General features: G+C 58.9%; 11 protein-coding genes. 5 read left to right on the top strand and 6 right to left on the bottom strand.

Annotated features, from left to right (window positions below; genetic code table 11):
* Positions 1-5 precede the first annotated feature (5 nt).
* On the top strand, positions 6-482 hold the full coding sequence (locus tag LCM4573_RS21515; RefSeq protein WP_407071760.1) for a hypothetical protein: 477 nt from the start codon (positions 6-8) through the stop codon (positions 480-482).
* A 289-nt stretch (positions 483-771) separates the two neighbouring features.
* Entirely contained in the window at positions 772-1,965 is a 1,194-nt protein-coding gene (locus LCM4573_RS21510; protein WP_071008434.1) for an MFS transporter, read from the top strand.
* Positions 1,966-2,013: 48 nt separating this feature from the next.
* On the opposite strand, the gene LCM4573_RS21505 is transcribed toward LCM4573_RS21510, so the two are convergent.
* Positions 2,014-2,910, bottom strand: a complete 897-nt coding sequence (locus LCM4573_RS21505; protein ID WP_071008433.1) for an NmrA/HSCARG family protein — start codon at positions 2,908-2,910, stop codon at positions 2,014-2,016.
* Positions 2,911-3,000: 90 nt separating this feature from the next.
* Here LCM4573_RS21505 and LCM4573_RS21500 point away from each other — a divergent pair, with 90 nt between their 5' ends.
* On the top strand, positions 3,001-3,414 hold the full coding sequence (locus tag LCM4573_RS21500) for a helix-turn-helix domain-containing protein (RefSeq protein ID WP_083347578.1): 414 nt from the start codon (positions 3,001-3,003) through the stop codon (positions 3,412-3,414).
* Between the two features lie 32 nt (positions 3,415-3,446).
* Here LCM4573_RS21500 and LCM4573_RS21495 read toward each other — a convergent pair whose 3' ends face one another.
* From LCM4573_RS21495 to LCM4573_RS21480, 4 genes are read right to left on the bottom strand one after another with little or no spacing between them, the layout of a single operon-like run.
* Complete coding sequence (locus LCM4573_RS21495; protein WP_071008432.1) at positions 3,447-5,045, bottom strand: ABC transporter ATP-binding protein; 1,599 nt, start codon at positions 5,043-5,045, stop codon at positions 3,447-3,449.
* A gap of 1 nt (position 5,046) precedes the next feature.
* Complete coding sequence (locus LCM4573_RS21490) at positions 5,047-6,165, bottom strand: ABC transporter permease (RefSeq protein WP_244505396.1); 1,119 nt, start codon at positions 6,163-6,165, stop codon at positions 5,047-5,049.
* A 7-nt stretch (positions 6,166-6,172) separates the two neighbouring features.
* Positions 6,173-7,096, bottom strand: coding sequence for an ABC transporter permease subunit (locus LCM4573_RS21485; RefSeq protein ID WP_071008429.1), 924 nt, complete (start codon positions 7,094-7,096; stop codon positions 6,173-6,175).
* Between the two features lie 55 nt (positions 7,097-7,151).
* A complete protein-coding gene (locus LCM4573_RS21480) occupies positions 7,152-8,750 on the bottom strand; it encodes a peptide ABC transporter substrate-binding protein (protein ID WP_071008428.1) in 1,599 nt (532 codons plus the stop codon).
* A gap of 915 nt (positions 8,751-9,665) precedes the next feature.
* Here LCM4573_RS21480 and LCM4573_RS21475 point away from each other — a divergent pair.
* The gene (locus LCM4573_RS21475; protein WP_071008426.1) at positions 9,666-10,088 is read left to right on the top strand and encodes an antirestriction protein; all 423 of its coding nucleotides are present in this window, start codon (positions 9,666-9,668) and stop codon (positions 10,086-10,088) included.
* A 199-nt stretch (positions 10,089-10,287) separates the two neighbouring features.
* On the opposite strand, the gene LCM4573_RS21470 is transcribed toward LCM4573_RS21475, so the two are convergent.
* Positions 10,288-11,478, bottom strand: a complete 1,191-nt coding sequence (locus tag LCM4573_RS21470) for a DUF1173 domain-containing protein (RefSeq protein ID WP_071008424.1) — start codon at positions 11,476-11,478, stop codon at positions 10,288-10,290.
* Positions 11,479-12,128: 650 nt separating this feature from the next.
* Between LCM4573_RS21470 and LCM4573_RS21465 the strand changes: the two genes are divergently transcribed.
* A complete protein-coding gene (locus tag LCM4573_RS21465) occupies positions 12,129-13,067 on the top strand; it encodes a DUF2493 domain-containing protein (RefSeq protein WP_071008541.1) in 939 nt (312 codons plus the stop codon).
* Positions 13,068-14,047: the final 980 nt, after the last annotated feature.

Genomic DNA, 14,047 nt, shown 5'->3' with positions numbered 1-14,047 from the left:
ACCGGATGCAGCAGTATTATAGCTATGTTCTTGATGCACCGATGGGCCGCGACTTCCATCCTGAATTCCACCCCGATCTGACGCCTGCGGAAATGTTGGCGCTTGGCGTGTTCGGCGGCAAATACATGACCGACTGCGGCGGGGAATTCCCCAAAGAGTGGTTCGCCGAGGCACGACTGTCACCGGAGCGGCGCGACCCCTCGCTCAACTGGTTCGGCGTGGATGCAAGCCAACCACTCAGGGTCTGGCGGGCAAAGGGATGGATCCATCCAGACGACCCACGTGGCTGGTTCCAGTGGTACTGCCGCTACTACCACGGGCGCAGAATGCCCGGTGAGGATGAGCGGCAGATCGGCCGCTGGAAAGCCATGCGTCGCCATGTCGTACAATTGCGCCGCGCCTGCGAGCCTGGTGACCGATGGTGTCGCCCGCGCCAGCGTCAGGCGCTTCTGCACTGGGCATATGATTGCCGCGGGCTGTGAACCGTGCAGTGACGCCGGAGCAGGCGCGGCTTCAACAAGGTCCACCTTCTTCCAAATTATCGAATCTTCAACGTCTACCCAGAAGCGATGGAGCAGAGGTAATCGTCCTCTGTGAAGCTGAGTTGGAGATGACGACGGGGCGTTGGCGTACGTCTCACCTTCGAACGTGCGAGAGGATCCAAGACTGGTCAAATGTGCATTGGGTACCGCCGGCTTGGCGAGTGCCGCAAAGCATCAACAAAATTGTTCGACGCTATAACCGCAGCACGATAGGTGCAATCGCGCTAGCGTGGTAGGTGCGGTTATGACTCGCAATGCATCACCCGGCTTCTTGTTTCTGCTGATATCGTTCGGCACCATTCTCGGCATCGCCGGAACTGATCTGGTCCTGCCTGCCGTCCCGACGATGCCGCGCGAATTAGGCGGGACGCCAGCCTTGGCCCAGATGGTGCTCGCAGCCTACGCCGCAGGCACGCTTGTGGGCTTACTGACTTTCGGGGAACTCGGAGCAAGATATTCTCCCCGTAAGCTTCTGGTCTGGTCGCTAGGTCTGTTGGCGACCACATCTATTTTGTCTGCGTTTGCACCGAATCTTCAGTGGCTTATCGCGTTGCGCTTTGCGCAGGGCGCATTCGGCTCCGGCCCGGCGGTGTTCGCGCCTGGTTTCATTCAAGGCCTCTATACTGGTGAAAAAGCTGCCGGAATGTTCGGAAGACTTGGGTCGATCGAGTCCCTGACACCCGCACTTGCTCCTTTGGCTGGGGCATTTCTACTCAAAGTGGGTGGATGGGAGGCTTCTTTTCTTGTTCTTGGTGGTTGTGCTGCCTTCTGCTCCATTGCCAGCAGGGCCTACAGCCGTTCACTTCCGGATCGGCCGGGCGCTCTTGAAGTGCACCGGAGCTATTTCTCGATCTTGCAAAATGCTGATTTCCTTCGGCACGCCTTAAGTCAGGCCTTTTCCTTGGCAGGTATCCTTATCTTTGTCTTTGGCGCACCGGCGGTGATGACAGAGGTTTTGGGGGGAGGGATCCAGGATTTCATCGTTCTCCAGATTTGCGGCATAGCCAATTTCATCCTGGCATCGAACCTATCAAACATGCTTGCCCAAAAATTCGGTGTCGAGCGCATGATCTTCATCGGAACAGCCGGTTTGTCTGTGGGATTCCTGCTGATTCTTGCCTACGTTGGAATTGGCGGAGAAAGTCTTATCATACTCGTGCCGCTGTGGGTTTTGACGAACGGCGCATTTGGAATCCGTGGTCCAGTCGGTTTCCACCAGGCGATCATAGCCTCGAAGGGTGATCACTCTCGCGGTGCTGCATTGATTGTAGCGGCGATCCTTGGTGTCACGGCTGCAGGGACGGCTGGCGCAGCTCCCTTCCTCATTATGGGTTGGTGGCCGCTCGCTTTGACAAGCTGCCTGACTGCGCTTTCTGCGCTCCTATCTCTAACGCTCATTCCGAGAAGCCGCAGTCGGCCCTGAGAGGCGGTTCCAGCCTTCAGGCCAGTTCATGAACGGACCCTAGATCAACTACGGGGTCCCACGGGCTGCCATTTCCAAGGCTTGGTCAAGTGCCTTTCGTCCGTTTCCCGCAAGCCAGGCGCGGAAAGAGAGGAGTTCCGGATTGATCTCCCGCATTGCATTCAGATCGACACGCTCTGCCAGTGGGCCATCTTCTAGGCTCCTGGCCATGTGCGCCAGGTCCGCATTGGCTGCGAGAACCTCATCTGGAAAACGGGCATAGGTGATTGGGCGACCCGTGACTTCGCTGAAAGCGGCTTCCAGCTCGTGGCCCGTAACCCTGTCGCTCGCGATCGTCAAAGTTGCCCCGCCGAACCGGACCGTGTCGGCGAACATTGCCGCGACGAACTTCCCGATGTCCTCCACGGCGGTCAGCTGGATCGAATGATCTGGCCTGATAAGAGATAGCAACCGCCCTTCATCCAATCCGAATCCGGGTCGCACAAGCATTTCCATGAAGATCATGGGCCTGACGATGGTTGCCGTGACAGGCAATTTGCGAATGTGGGCCTCGATGCGGGGTTTGGCGTCGAAACGCGCCACGCCTGTCAGCGTGTCCCCGACGCTGGCACCCGAGGAATAGATAAGATGAGAGACACCGCTTTCGACGGCCAGGTTCGCGATCGAAGTCCCGTAGCGTTCTTCCTCCTCTGCCCCTAGATTACCCGGCAGCACGCTGAAGACGCCGTAAGTACCTTTCATCGCTGCGCGGATCACATCCGTGTCCTCGAACGATCCGGGCAGCAGTTCGACGSCTGCTTCTCGCAAGGCGATCGACGCTGGTTTCATGGGATCCGTTACAAGTGCGCGAATTGGCCGATTTGCTTTCAGCAAGGCTTTCACAACCGATCCGCCCTGTCGACCGGTGGCGCCGAAAGCCAGGATTGGACGTGTGTCATCGAACATTGGAAAACCCTCGTGTCGAACCAGTGGCATCCATATATACGAATGAAAAGTCGACGGAAGACGGCACATTTTGCAGCATCAGGCACAAGGATGATACGCATGGACAATTCCATCCGGGTCGGCTCGCAGCAGGGGCAAGCGGATAGCCCGCAGTTTAGGCCCATCCCATCGAACGGTATTTGCACACGGCTAGGCGATAAATGGACCGTTCATGTTCTGTGGCGCCTCTCCCTCGCAAATGAGTGCCGGCTCCGCTTTTCAACGCTCAAAAAGGAACTCGACGGGGTCACACAGCGAATGCTGACGCTGACACTGCGTAATCTGGAGCGCGATGGCTTGGTCACACGTCATTACTTTCCCGAGGTGCCGCCACGGGTCGAATATGAATTGACACAAATGGGAGCCGGCGTGCTGCGCGCCCTTGAGGGACTGAATTATTGGGTCCGGGAAAATTTGCCTGCCATTGAGGAGCATCGTCGCATCTTCGACGAGGCCAAGCAGTAAACTCGGACCGCAATCGCTCTCGACATCGCGCTTCACACGGTGAATGCGGCGCCGATGAGCGCTTTGGTATAGGAGTCAGCCGGATTTTCAAACACCGCGTCGGTCGTGCCCTCTTCAACGATCTTGCCGCTCTTCATAACGATCACATAGTCGGAAAGAGCCTTCACGACCGACAGGTCGTGGCTGATGAAGATGTAGGAGAGCCCATGGTTGTCCTGCAACTGCCGTAGAAGGTCGATGACCTGGCCTTGTACGGAACGGTCGAGTGCAGAGGTCGGCTCGTCAAGGATGACAACTTGCGGTTTGAGGATCATCGCACGTGCGATGGCGATGCGCTGCCGCTGGCCGCCCGAGAATTCATGAGGATAGCGGTTGCGCGTACGGGGATCGAGGCCGACCTCTTCGAGCGCGGCGACCGCGCGTGCATCGCGCTCAGGCTTCGTCAAACCCGGATTGTGTACCAGAAGACCTTCGGTGATGATCTCACCGACTGTTTGGCGCGGCGACAGAGAGCCATAGGGATCCTGAAAAACGAGCTGCATCTCCTTGCGCAGCGGCCGCATCCGTTTCCTGTCATATCCGGAGATGTCGACCGCGCCGAAGCGATAATGGCCGTCACTGTGGATCAAGCGCAGGAGTGCACGACCGAGCGTCGATTTCCCCGATCCGGATTCTCCGACAATGCCGATCGTCTGACCTTCCCGCAATCGCACGTTCACGTTATCGACCGCGCGGAAATGCTTCGATCCTCCTGAGAATAAGCCACCGATCTCGAAGTCGACGCAGACCCTGCGGCCTTCGAGAATGATTGGCGCGCTATCTTGAGGCGGCAGTTTGCGGCCGTGCGGTTCAGCGTCGAGCAACATTCTCGTATAGTCCGACGAGGGGCGTTCGAAGATGTCCGCGGTCTGTCCTTTTTCGACCAGTTCACCCCGGCGCATGACTGCCACCCGCGTGGCGAAATGCCTGACAATGCCAAGGTCATGGGTGATCAGCACGATTGCCATGCCGAAACGCTGCTGGAGCTGGCGAAGGAGTGAAAGGATCTGCGCCTGGATGGTGACATCCAGTGCCGTGGTCGGCTCGTCGGCAATCAATATGTCCGGCTCGTTTGCGAGCGCCATGGCGATCATGACACGCTGGCGTTGGCCACCCGAAAGCTCATGCGGATAGCTGTCGATCCGCCGAGCGGGTTCGGGGATTCCCACCAGCTCAAGGAGTTCCAGTACCCGTTTGCGGGCATCCTTGTGGCTGCCCCCGCGATGGTGGACGATCGGTTCCGCGATTTGCCGTCCGATCGTATAAAGCGGATCGAGCGATGTCATCGGCTCCTGGAAAATCATCGTGACCTTCGAGCCGCGGACCTTGTTCAGTTCCGTGATCGGAAGTCCGATAAGCTCTTTGCCACGGTATTTCGCAGATCCGGTCACCGTGCCGTTCTTTGCCAGGAGGCCCATAAGGGCCATCATCGTCTGGCTCTTGCCGGACCCGGACTCGCCAACGACTGCGAGCGTTTCTCCGGCGCGAACCTCAAGATCGATGCCCTTTACGGCATTCACTATTCCGTCCGGCGTCGTGAAGCTCACTTTCAGGTTTTTGACCTCGAGAATGGTTGATTTGGCATCTTCCATGTTATCGGTCCTTGGGGTCGAGAGCGTCACGCAGGCCGTCGCCGATGAAGTTCAGCGAGAAGAGTGTTGCGACGAAGAAGATTGAAGGGAAGATGAGAAGCCAGGGCGCGGATTGGATGTTGTTTGCGCCTTCCGAGATAAGCGCTCCCCAACTGGTCAATGGAGCCTGTACGCCAAGCCCGAGGAACGACAGAAAGCTCTCAAGCAGAATGACTTTCGGCACGACCACCGTCACGAAGACGATGACGGGGCCGATCGTGTTGGGGATGATATGACGGCGGATGATCTGCCAATCACTCAACCCGAGCGCCTGTGCGGCTCCGACGAACTCACGGCGCTTCAATGCGAGTGTCTGGCCACGAACGATGCGTGCCATGTCGARCCATTCGACGGCGCCGATCACAAGGAAGATCAGGATGAAGCTGCGGCCGAAGAAGACGACCAGCACGACGACCAGGAACACGAAGGGGAGTGAATAGAGGATCTCCACCAATCGCATCATGACATTGTCGACGCGGCCGCCGAGATATCCCGAAGTGGCGCCATAGATCACGCCGATGCCGAGCGAGACGAGACTTGCCAGCAAACCAACCGCTATCGAAATCTGTCCGCCAAGCATTACCCGCGCAAGAAGGTCGCGGCCGTTGGGATCGGTGCCAAACAGGAAATATTCCCTGCTCACTTGTCCAGTGAGCTTCAGAACACGCCCTTCGTTTTCCGAGCTGGCCACCTGGGTGTCGCGAAACTCGTTCGCCCGGTCGAAATAACGGGTCGTTCGCGGGTCGATCGGATCATCGGCGCTAACGGTAGCTGTGAAGGTCTGTCCCTCCACATCGAAACTCTCGAGTTTCACACGTGCTCGGGTCGCGACGCTTTCCATTGCGGATTGAAGTGACGCTTCGTTGGGCCTTGCTTCGAGGCTCGGAGGGACCGTTACATAGGACGTAAACACCTGGTCGTAGCTATGCGGAATGAACAGAGGGCCCAGGAAGGAGAATGCCGCGATAAACAGCAACAGGAAACATCCGGCCATCGCCGCTTTGTTWCGCCGAAAGCGGATCAGCGCGAGCTGGAATAAGCTGCGGCTTGGCGTGCCCGACGTCTCAGATCGTGGTGACATAATGGCATCAGTCATGGCGGACCCTCGGATCGAGAAGGCCGTATAGAAGATCGACCAGCAGATTGAAGACGATGACGAAAATCGCGATGAGGACCACTGTGCCCATCACAAGCGTATAGTCGCGGTTGAGCGCGCCGAGTACGAAGTACCTGCCCACGCCGGGAATGGTGAAAATTGTCTCCACGACCGCCGAGYCCGTCATCAGCGCCGCCGCACAAGGCGCCAGGTAGGATACGACCGGAAGAAGGRCCCCCCGCATCGCATGCGTTACCACCACCACCCGAGACGGTAAGCCATAGGCACGGGCCGTGCGAATGTGGTCGCCGTGAAGTGCCTCGATCATCGAGCCACGGGTGAGACGTGCGAACACAGCCAGTTGCGGCAGCGCCAGCGCGATCATCGGAAGGATCAGGAATGACAGCGACCCATCGCCCCAGCCGCCTGCCGGCAGAAGGGACAGCCCGATGGCAAAGACCAGCGTCAAGACGGGGCCGACAACGAAATTGGGGATCGTCGTACCCACTGTCGCCAGCGACATGATCAAGAAATCAAGCAGGCTGTTTTGCCGAAGCGCAGCTACGGTGCCTGTTAAGACACCGCCGATCAGCGCCAGGAGCAGCGCGTAAAAGCCGAGCTCGACCGAATAGGGCAGGCCTTTGCCGATCAGCTCGGCGACGGTATTGTCCTTGTATATGTAACTGGGGCCAAAATCACCTGTCACGGCATTGGAGATATAGGTGACGTATTGACGCCAGAGCGGCTGATCGAGCTGATAGGTCCGCATCAGGTTTTCCATCGTCGCGGGAGGCAATGGACGTTCGAGATTGAACGGGCCACCGGGGGCGAAACGCATGAGAAAAAAGGAAATCGTGACGACGATGAACAGTGTCGGCACGGCGCTCGCCAGACGGCGCAGAACAAAGGACAGCATACCGGTTCTCCTGCCAAATGGCGCGCCGGAAGCGGCGCGCCATTTGTCCGTCTGATTATTCGGAAACGCTGAGGAAGCGGCTGAGATGCTCGTTTACTGCATTGTCGTGCCAGCCCTTGATCCGGTCGGAGACAAGCCACAGATCGGCCTGCGTAAGAAGCGGGGCGACCGGCTGGTCGCGCATCACGAGGGCTTCAGCCTCATGAAGAAGCTTTGATCGCTTGGCCTGATCTCGCTCCTCGTAAGACCTTTTCATCAGGTCGTCGAATTCGGGATTTTTATACTGGCCGTAGTTGAACGTCTCATTGGTGCTGAGGCTGAGGGCGAGGAAGTTTTCCGCGTCGGCATAGTCTGCCACCCAGCCGGCGCGAGCGACGTTGAACTTTCCGTCCTCCTGCAGATATGCGTAGTGAGACGACACATCGAGGTTTACCAGCGAGACGCTGGCGCCAAAGGTGTTCTTCCACATATCCGCAACCGCGGTAGCCACGCGCTCGTGGTTCGGGTTCGTGTTGTAGCGGATTTCGATATTGAGCGGCTTGCCGCCTTCGCCATACCCCGCCTCTTTCATGAGTTCGATTGCCTTGTCCTCACGGTCGAGCTGGGACATTTCCGCAAAATCAGCCTTGGACGGCTCGCCATAGGTCTCCATGCCAGGGGGAACCATCGAGTAGGCCGGGATCTGCGAGCCGCTGTAGATCTCCTTGGCGAGGAAGTCCCGGTCGACAGCCATGGACAGGGCACGGCGGACGCGCACGTCGCTGTACGGTTCCTGACGGCTGTCGAAGGCGTAGTAATATGTCGCCAAGGTCGGCGATATGTGAACCTGGTCGCCATAGGAGGTTCGAAGACGTTCGATCTGATCGGCGGAGAAATTGTAGACCAGGTCCATTTCCTTGGCCTCGAACCGGCGCACGGAAGCGGCCTGGTCGTCAATCGGGTAGAAGATCACCTTGTCGAGCTTGGTGTTGGCCGCGTCCCAGTGATTGGTGTTCTTCTCAACCACCAGGCTGTCGTTCGGCACATGGCTCACGAGCTTGAACGCCCCGTTGGAAACCATCACGCCAGGTTTTACGAAATCGGCTCCGTTCTTCTCGACGCTTGCCTTGGAGACGGGAAGGGCCGTCTGATGCGCGAGGAGCTCCAGAATGAATGGTGTTGGCCGTTCCAAGGTGATTTCTAGCGTCTTGGCATCGACGGCCTTCACGCCAAGCTCGCTGGTCGCGAGTTCACCCTTGTTGATCTTTTCCGCGTTTTTGATTGGATAGAGAATGTTCGCGTAACCCGCAGCCGTTTTCGGATCTTCTATTCGCTGGAAGGAGAACACGAAATCCTCCGCCGTGACGGGTGAGCCGTCCGACCAGTTCGCATTCTCGCGCAGCTTGAACGTATAGGTCGTCCCATCTTCCGACACGGTCCAGGATTCGGCGGCTCCCGGTACGATCTTGCCGGCAGCATCATAGATCGTCAGGCCTTCGTAAAGATCCTTCAGAATGAATTCTTCGATGTTGATCGACGTATGCGCCTGATCGAGTGTCTGCGGTTCGCCGGCGTTTCCGCGATGGAGAACTGCCTCTGCAAAGGCTGACGTGGCGCCAAGTAGCACGCTGCCAATCAGCGCGGCCGTTCGGAGGTTCAAGATTCGTGATGACATTTTTTATGCTCCTTCCCAGTTTGTGTTCATCAGGCGGTGAAGTGAATGTGAGAAAAGCCTCGAATGCAACTCAGTTTGCATTGTTCCCACTGAGGGACTTCTCCTTCACCCCTGGTCTTGCAGCCGAGGGTTGCGGCTATTCCGAGGCGGGTTTTGGTAAGGCTCCGGCAGGCGCCGGTGTCCCGCAAGCCGGTGGGCGAAAGATTCGAGACGCCTGACCGGCACCTTACGTAATATGTGCAATTGCGGAGAGGCCTCCCCATCCCAGCTATTTTTGGGGAAGAGTTCCAGCTGTCGGATGTTACGTGCGTCATCTTGCACCTTCACAGCGCAATTGCGGATCAAAGAAGACTCAATCTATGATGGAAACCATGCTGTGGATAACTCGGCAGGCAGAGTTCCGGAAAAGACTTCCATGGCGGGTGTGAGCCTGGTGACCTGTCCTTATCGGGCCATTCAACCAGGGCCGGCGCGCGAGGCCGCCCGGCTGCTGTAAGGATCCGATGGCTTCCTGAAATGCTACGGCTCCCGGTCGGCGAGACCCCGGCGAGCCCGGTGCTGCCGCCGTGGATGCGGATGGGTTATCGACGACAATAACGCGGCAAGCGTCAACGTCGAACTGCCGACCTTCCTGACAGAAGGCGCAGATGCCGAAGAGGCATCCATCGAGGGGGGGAGGACGATGGCGCGCGTCTCGAAGCGGCAGAATAGTCCATTCAGACCAGCCTCCACCGGAGGCCCTGCCATGGTGTCCGGCTTTCCGATTTATGAAGATGGAGCCAAGCATGTTTTACGGGGAAGGGACGGCTGCGGTCGGCGGGTTGAGGAAGAGAGGGGCCGGAGGAGGGTTGAAGCCGGACGATGGAGAGAGGGTTGTCTGGCCGGAACTCTGTCGCCTCTCTGGAGATAAAATCGATGCCGACATCCATGATTGCGCGCCAAAGCGCCACCGTCGTCCCCGAAGAGCGTCGCCAGGAATTTCTGCCTACTTTGTTCGGCCGCTCGCGCCTGATCGTTGCTGAAAACGCGGTCTACACCTCCATGGGTTGGCTGAGCCCGCTCGACTATGGCGGCGGCTTCTGGGATTTCTATGAACACGAGGGCAAACCGCTATTCCTGGCTCCTAAATCCAGATCGCGGTTTCGGATCACCGGCGAGATCACCGGATTTCAGGGGGAGGTGTCCGCTGAGGCCGCCGGCATCATCGCCACACTGTTCGCCTTCTCCCACCTCTCCTTCCATTATCAGTCCGAACATCTCTCTAAGGGCTACGGTCGTCTCTACGCCTATTCAACCGACCATCCAGAAGCTGCCGAGATCTTCCAGGCGATCGATTGAGAGCCAATAAGCGCCGCTTTTGGGGTGGCGCGCCTTAGCATCCCGCCTGCTTGCCACGTCGGACAGGCACTCCCGGTGGCAAGCCATCTTCCACCACGCCAGCCCGGCTGTCACGAAAGCGGTCAGGCGGGCTTCTTCGTTTCAGGAGATTTCAGCATGAGTACCATGATTTTCGGCTCGCGGCCGGTCTCGTCCGGTATCAGGGAAGTGGAGGGATATCGCTCTCGGCCACTCTCCAGACCCAAGGCGTAATCTCCGGTCTCAGGTCGATCATATTGGTGAGCGCCTGCTCGTAATCATCTCCGGCACCTGCCGGTACGATAAACATCGCGACGGGGGCAGGCTTCTGTTCCGGCAATGTCACCGACACGATTGGCACATCACGGCCCAGGTTGAAACGCAGGCCCTTAACGCTCTTTCGCTTGAAATGGCTGAGTTTCTCCAGCAGCCGCAGCTCGTGGATGTTCTCGAATGGCAGCCAATGCTCGTTGGTCACCATCAGGGCAACCTCTTCAATAGACGCGATGCCAGCGGTCGAGACGCCGAAAGTCGCGATGACGATCAGATGGAACGCCTCGCTCGAGCGCCAGAGTTCCAGTTCGGTCTCATAGCGTGCTGCGAGACGCCCCCATGCGCCATCGTCGATCATCAGCGGGAAGGGCAGGTGCCGTACGACAATCTTGTGACCTCCGCGGGCGGTGGAAAACTCCTTCACCTCGGCCACGATCATCATAAGTTTTCGCGGCCCCGAACCAGTCGCCTGTATATTCTTGAGCGCGGCGGCACGCCGGGCAGCAATCCCGTCCTTGTCGTCCGGATGAAACACCTCGGGAACGAAGAGCATGTCGCTTAGCGAACCGCCCCTTGCGGTCATCTGCGAGGCCGCATTGATGAGGCTCGTACGCACCCGGCCCCAGCCGCGCCGGCCCGCCCATGTCGAGCGCCATTCCGTCAATTCACCAGCCTCCCAGAGATAATGCAGCATCGCCCTGAGCGACAGTTTCCTGGGCTCACTGCGGATGGCCGGCTCAGCTGTCTCAGCCGATGCGCCCGGCGTCGTTCGTGGCCCGCGTTTTGTCAGGGAAAAATCCAGCTTCAGGTCTGCCTTGTCGCTGGCATCGATCTGGATCGCATTGCCGATCAGCGGCCCGAGGCCGGAAAGCTCGTAGGGAGGCTCATAGGAGGGGCACGCAGGATCGTGATCGCGCCCCGAAAGCGGAATGCGCTTGATGAGATACCGATCCTCCAGGCGCGTAATATACATCGCAACCGGGGGCTCCTTGCACATGCACATCGGGCGAAGCCTTTGCTCATAGGCGTGCGGAAGCAGTAGCCGAAACTCGGGCGAGGATTCGTCCACTGTCTGATCGCCGATCGTGAAGTTCCGCACCTTGGTTCTCCTCTTGCTCCGGCCGAAGGTATATGCCTGGCATCTATTTTACTATCGAAAAACAGATAGTAAAATGCTGTGCATGGTAGATCTGCGCCTTCGGGTTCCGATCGAGACGTCGGGGCGAGCGCCATCGTCGGTCGGGATCCTGCCGTCTGTGCTTGCCTGAGGCTAGGCGACTCCAAAGAAGACCTGCGCCGACCCGGATCCGACCGGCACACTGGACGTTTGACAGTCCAGCTCGCGCCGGAAGATGCCCAGGCGTTCTTTCCTATCTGGTGCTGCTGGACGGGACGGTGGGGGCGCGGCGTAGCAGGAAAGGCCGGTCCATGATGCCCCATTCGGTTAGAGGGCGCCCGCGGGCCTGCCGAGAGCGACCCTTGCCATACGGATGTCGGGCCTTCAGCGGGTCAGTCGGGTTTCTTCCCCGCGCCGGCACTTGCTTGGCGCATCGGCTGTTCCGAAAACCGGTTCCCATTTTTCGGGCCAATGCTGAAGCCGGCGCTCCTCGCGGGTCAAGAAACCCTTCTTTCGCCGCCCGGCGCTTCGCTGGGCCGCGGCGTGAAGCGCCGCGGTTCCGGCTCGCCTGCCGCATGGAAGGGATCGTCGTCAGGCCGCGAGAGGCGCGGTCAAAACCGACGGAGATCATCATGAACCTGACCCTTCCAATCGACGCTCTCGAACCCCATCACGTGTCTTCCCCGACCGACCGCTTCATCTACGAAATGCAGCTTTGCGGTCATCGCCCCCTCCAGGACGAACCCGACCCGCGGCCGTTGCCCGGGGAGCGGGTGGTCCAGTCGGCGCTAACGGCGGTCTTCGACGCCATGTTCGAGATGCTCTGTGACACGCGGCTGGAACCCGATCTCGAAGACCTGCTCTGGTCGACGGTCAATCTTTTCCACCGGGCCGGCGAGCGCATCCAGCGCGAGCTTCAGCGCAACGAGGATGCACAGCGCATCGGCCAGCGCGAACAGGACGGCTCGGAGGTGAAGAGCGTTGAGTTGGAGCGCCTGGTCGCCGAAGGCATCACGCTTCTTGAGCGCCGCAACGCCTTCGAGTTCATGCGCGACCATGCGGCCGACCTCTTCGAGGCTGAGACCGGCTCGGCATGGCGTCCGCGCACCGGCTCGAAGGTCAACCACGCCAACATGACCGCGGCGGTGATCGACAGCCGAGACTTCCTCTCCGCCCGTCGCCGTACCGAGACCGAGGTGCTGATCCCAGCCGGTACGAAGATCGCCTTCGGCGGTGGCATGGACTACAACGATCACGAGCGAATATGGGCAGCTCTCGACAAGGTTTACGCCAAGCACTCCGACATGGTGTTGCTGCACGGCGGCTCCCCGAAAGGTGCAGAACGCATCGCCGCCTGCTGGGCCGATGCCCGCAAGGTGACGCAGATCGCTTTCAAGCCGAACTGGAACCGGCACGCCAAGGCTGCCCCCTTCCGGCGCAACGACGAAATGCTCTCGGTCATGCCGGCGGGCGTCATCATCTTCCCCGGTTCCGGCATTACCGAGAACTTGCGCGACAAGGCCCGCCGCTTCGGTATCAATGTCTGGGAAATCAAGGGAGGCGGCGCGTGAGCGCCGTTTTCTTGCAAATCTGGAAATTTGATGGAGCCGACGAAGGAGTTTGGCGGCTTCTTTGCTTGCGCAAACGAAGCTGCAATCCCTCCCCGATCAAGCGCATGAGCGTAATACCCTTGCGCCGCGAAGGCCTTCGCCTCACTCAGCAGAGCGTTCAGGTCGAGCGTTGTTTCAGTTGGGTGTCGCTCCATACAGATTCCGTATCGTATTGTTCATAAACGCCATGCGCAACCTGGGCCTGCATCGAAAGGCCTTATCCGGTCGGAAGTCCTCGACTGGATTCAGGAAGGGATAAAGGCGAGGGCCGTCTAACCACTACCGAAATTTCGGCGGACGGTCCTTCACGTTGATCGAAAGCTCGTGAATCGCCGCTCGTTTGCCCAATAGCCTCAGCATCCGATGCGTTTCTTTTGGGCTTATTCCAGCCTTGCCACATGAACTTTCCACGCAGTGATCGCGTGGCGGGCCAGGTACCCGTACTTGCCTGTTATCGACGTGTTTCATCGGCAGCTCCTCCTTATTAGGAAACTCTAATGCAGAGGCGAGGTTTCCGATAGGAGTAAAATCGAGCGGCATCGCCGGTCGTGACCATCCATCATCTAATTAGCCGCCTGGCTCGCGCCGGCGTGCGCCACCTACGACACCGCTAAGGGGGCCGCGGACTTCCTGCACGAGTTCCTCTTCCCGCACGCGCTAGCATTTTACCAGAACGTCCTTGGGCTGTCGGATCGGTATAACGCTGTCGTGGCGATAGCAGGGTGGATCCTGTCCCACCAGCCCAGCGAGATTACGGTGCGCGATGCCCGCCGAGGTGATCGGATTATGCGTGAGTTGGACGTCGACCAGGCCGAGGAGGTGCTTCGGAAGCTCAATGCGATGTCGTGGATCGAGCCATTTCCTTCCGTTCGGCGGGATTCGGTGAAGTACACCGCAAATCCCGATGTCTACCGCGAGGTTGATCACCGAGCGGTTAGGGA

Origin of the sequence: Rhizobium sp. LCM 4573, assembly GCF_001854865.1 — a bacterium.
Lineage (GTDB): Bacteria > Pseudomonadota > Alphaproteobacteria > Rhizobiales > Rhizobiaceae > Neorhizobium.
This window is presented reverse-complemented; position numbering and strand designations above follow the sequence as displayed.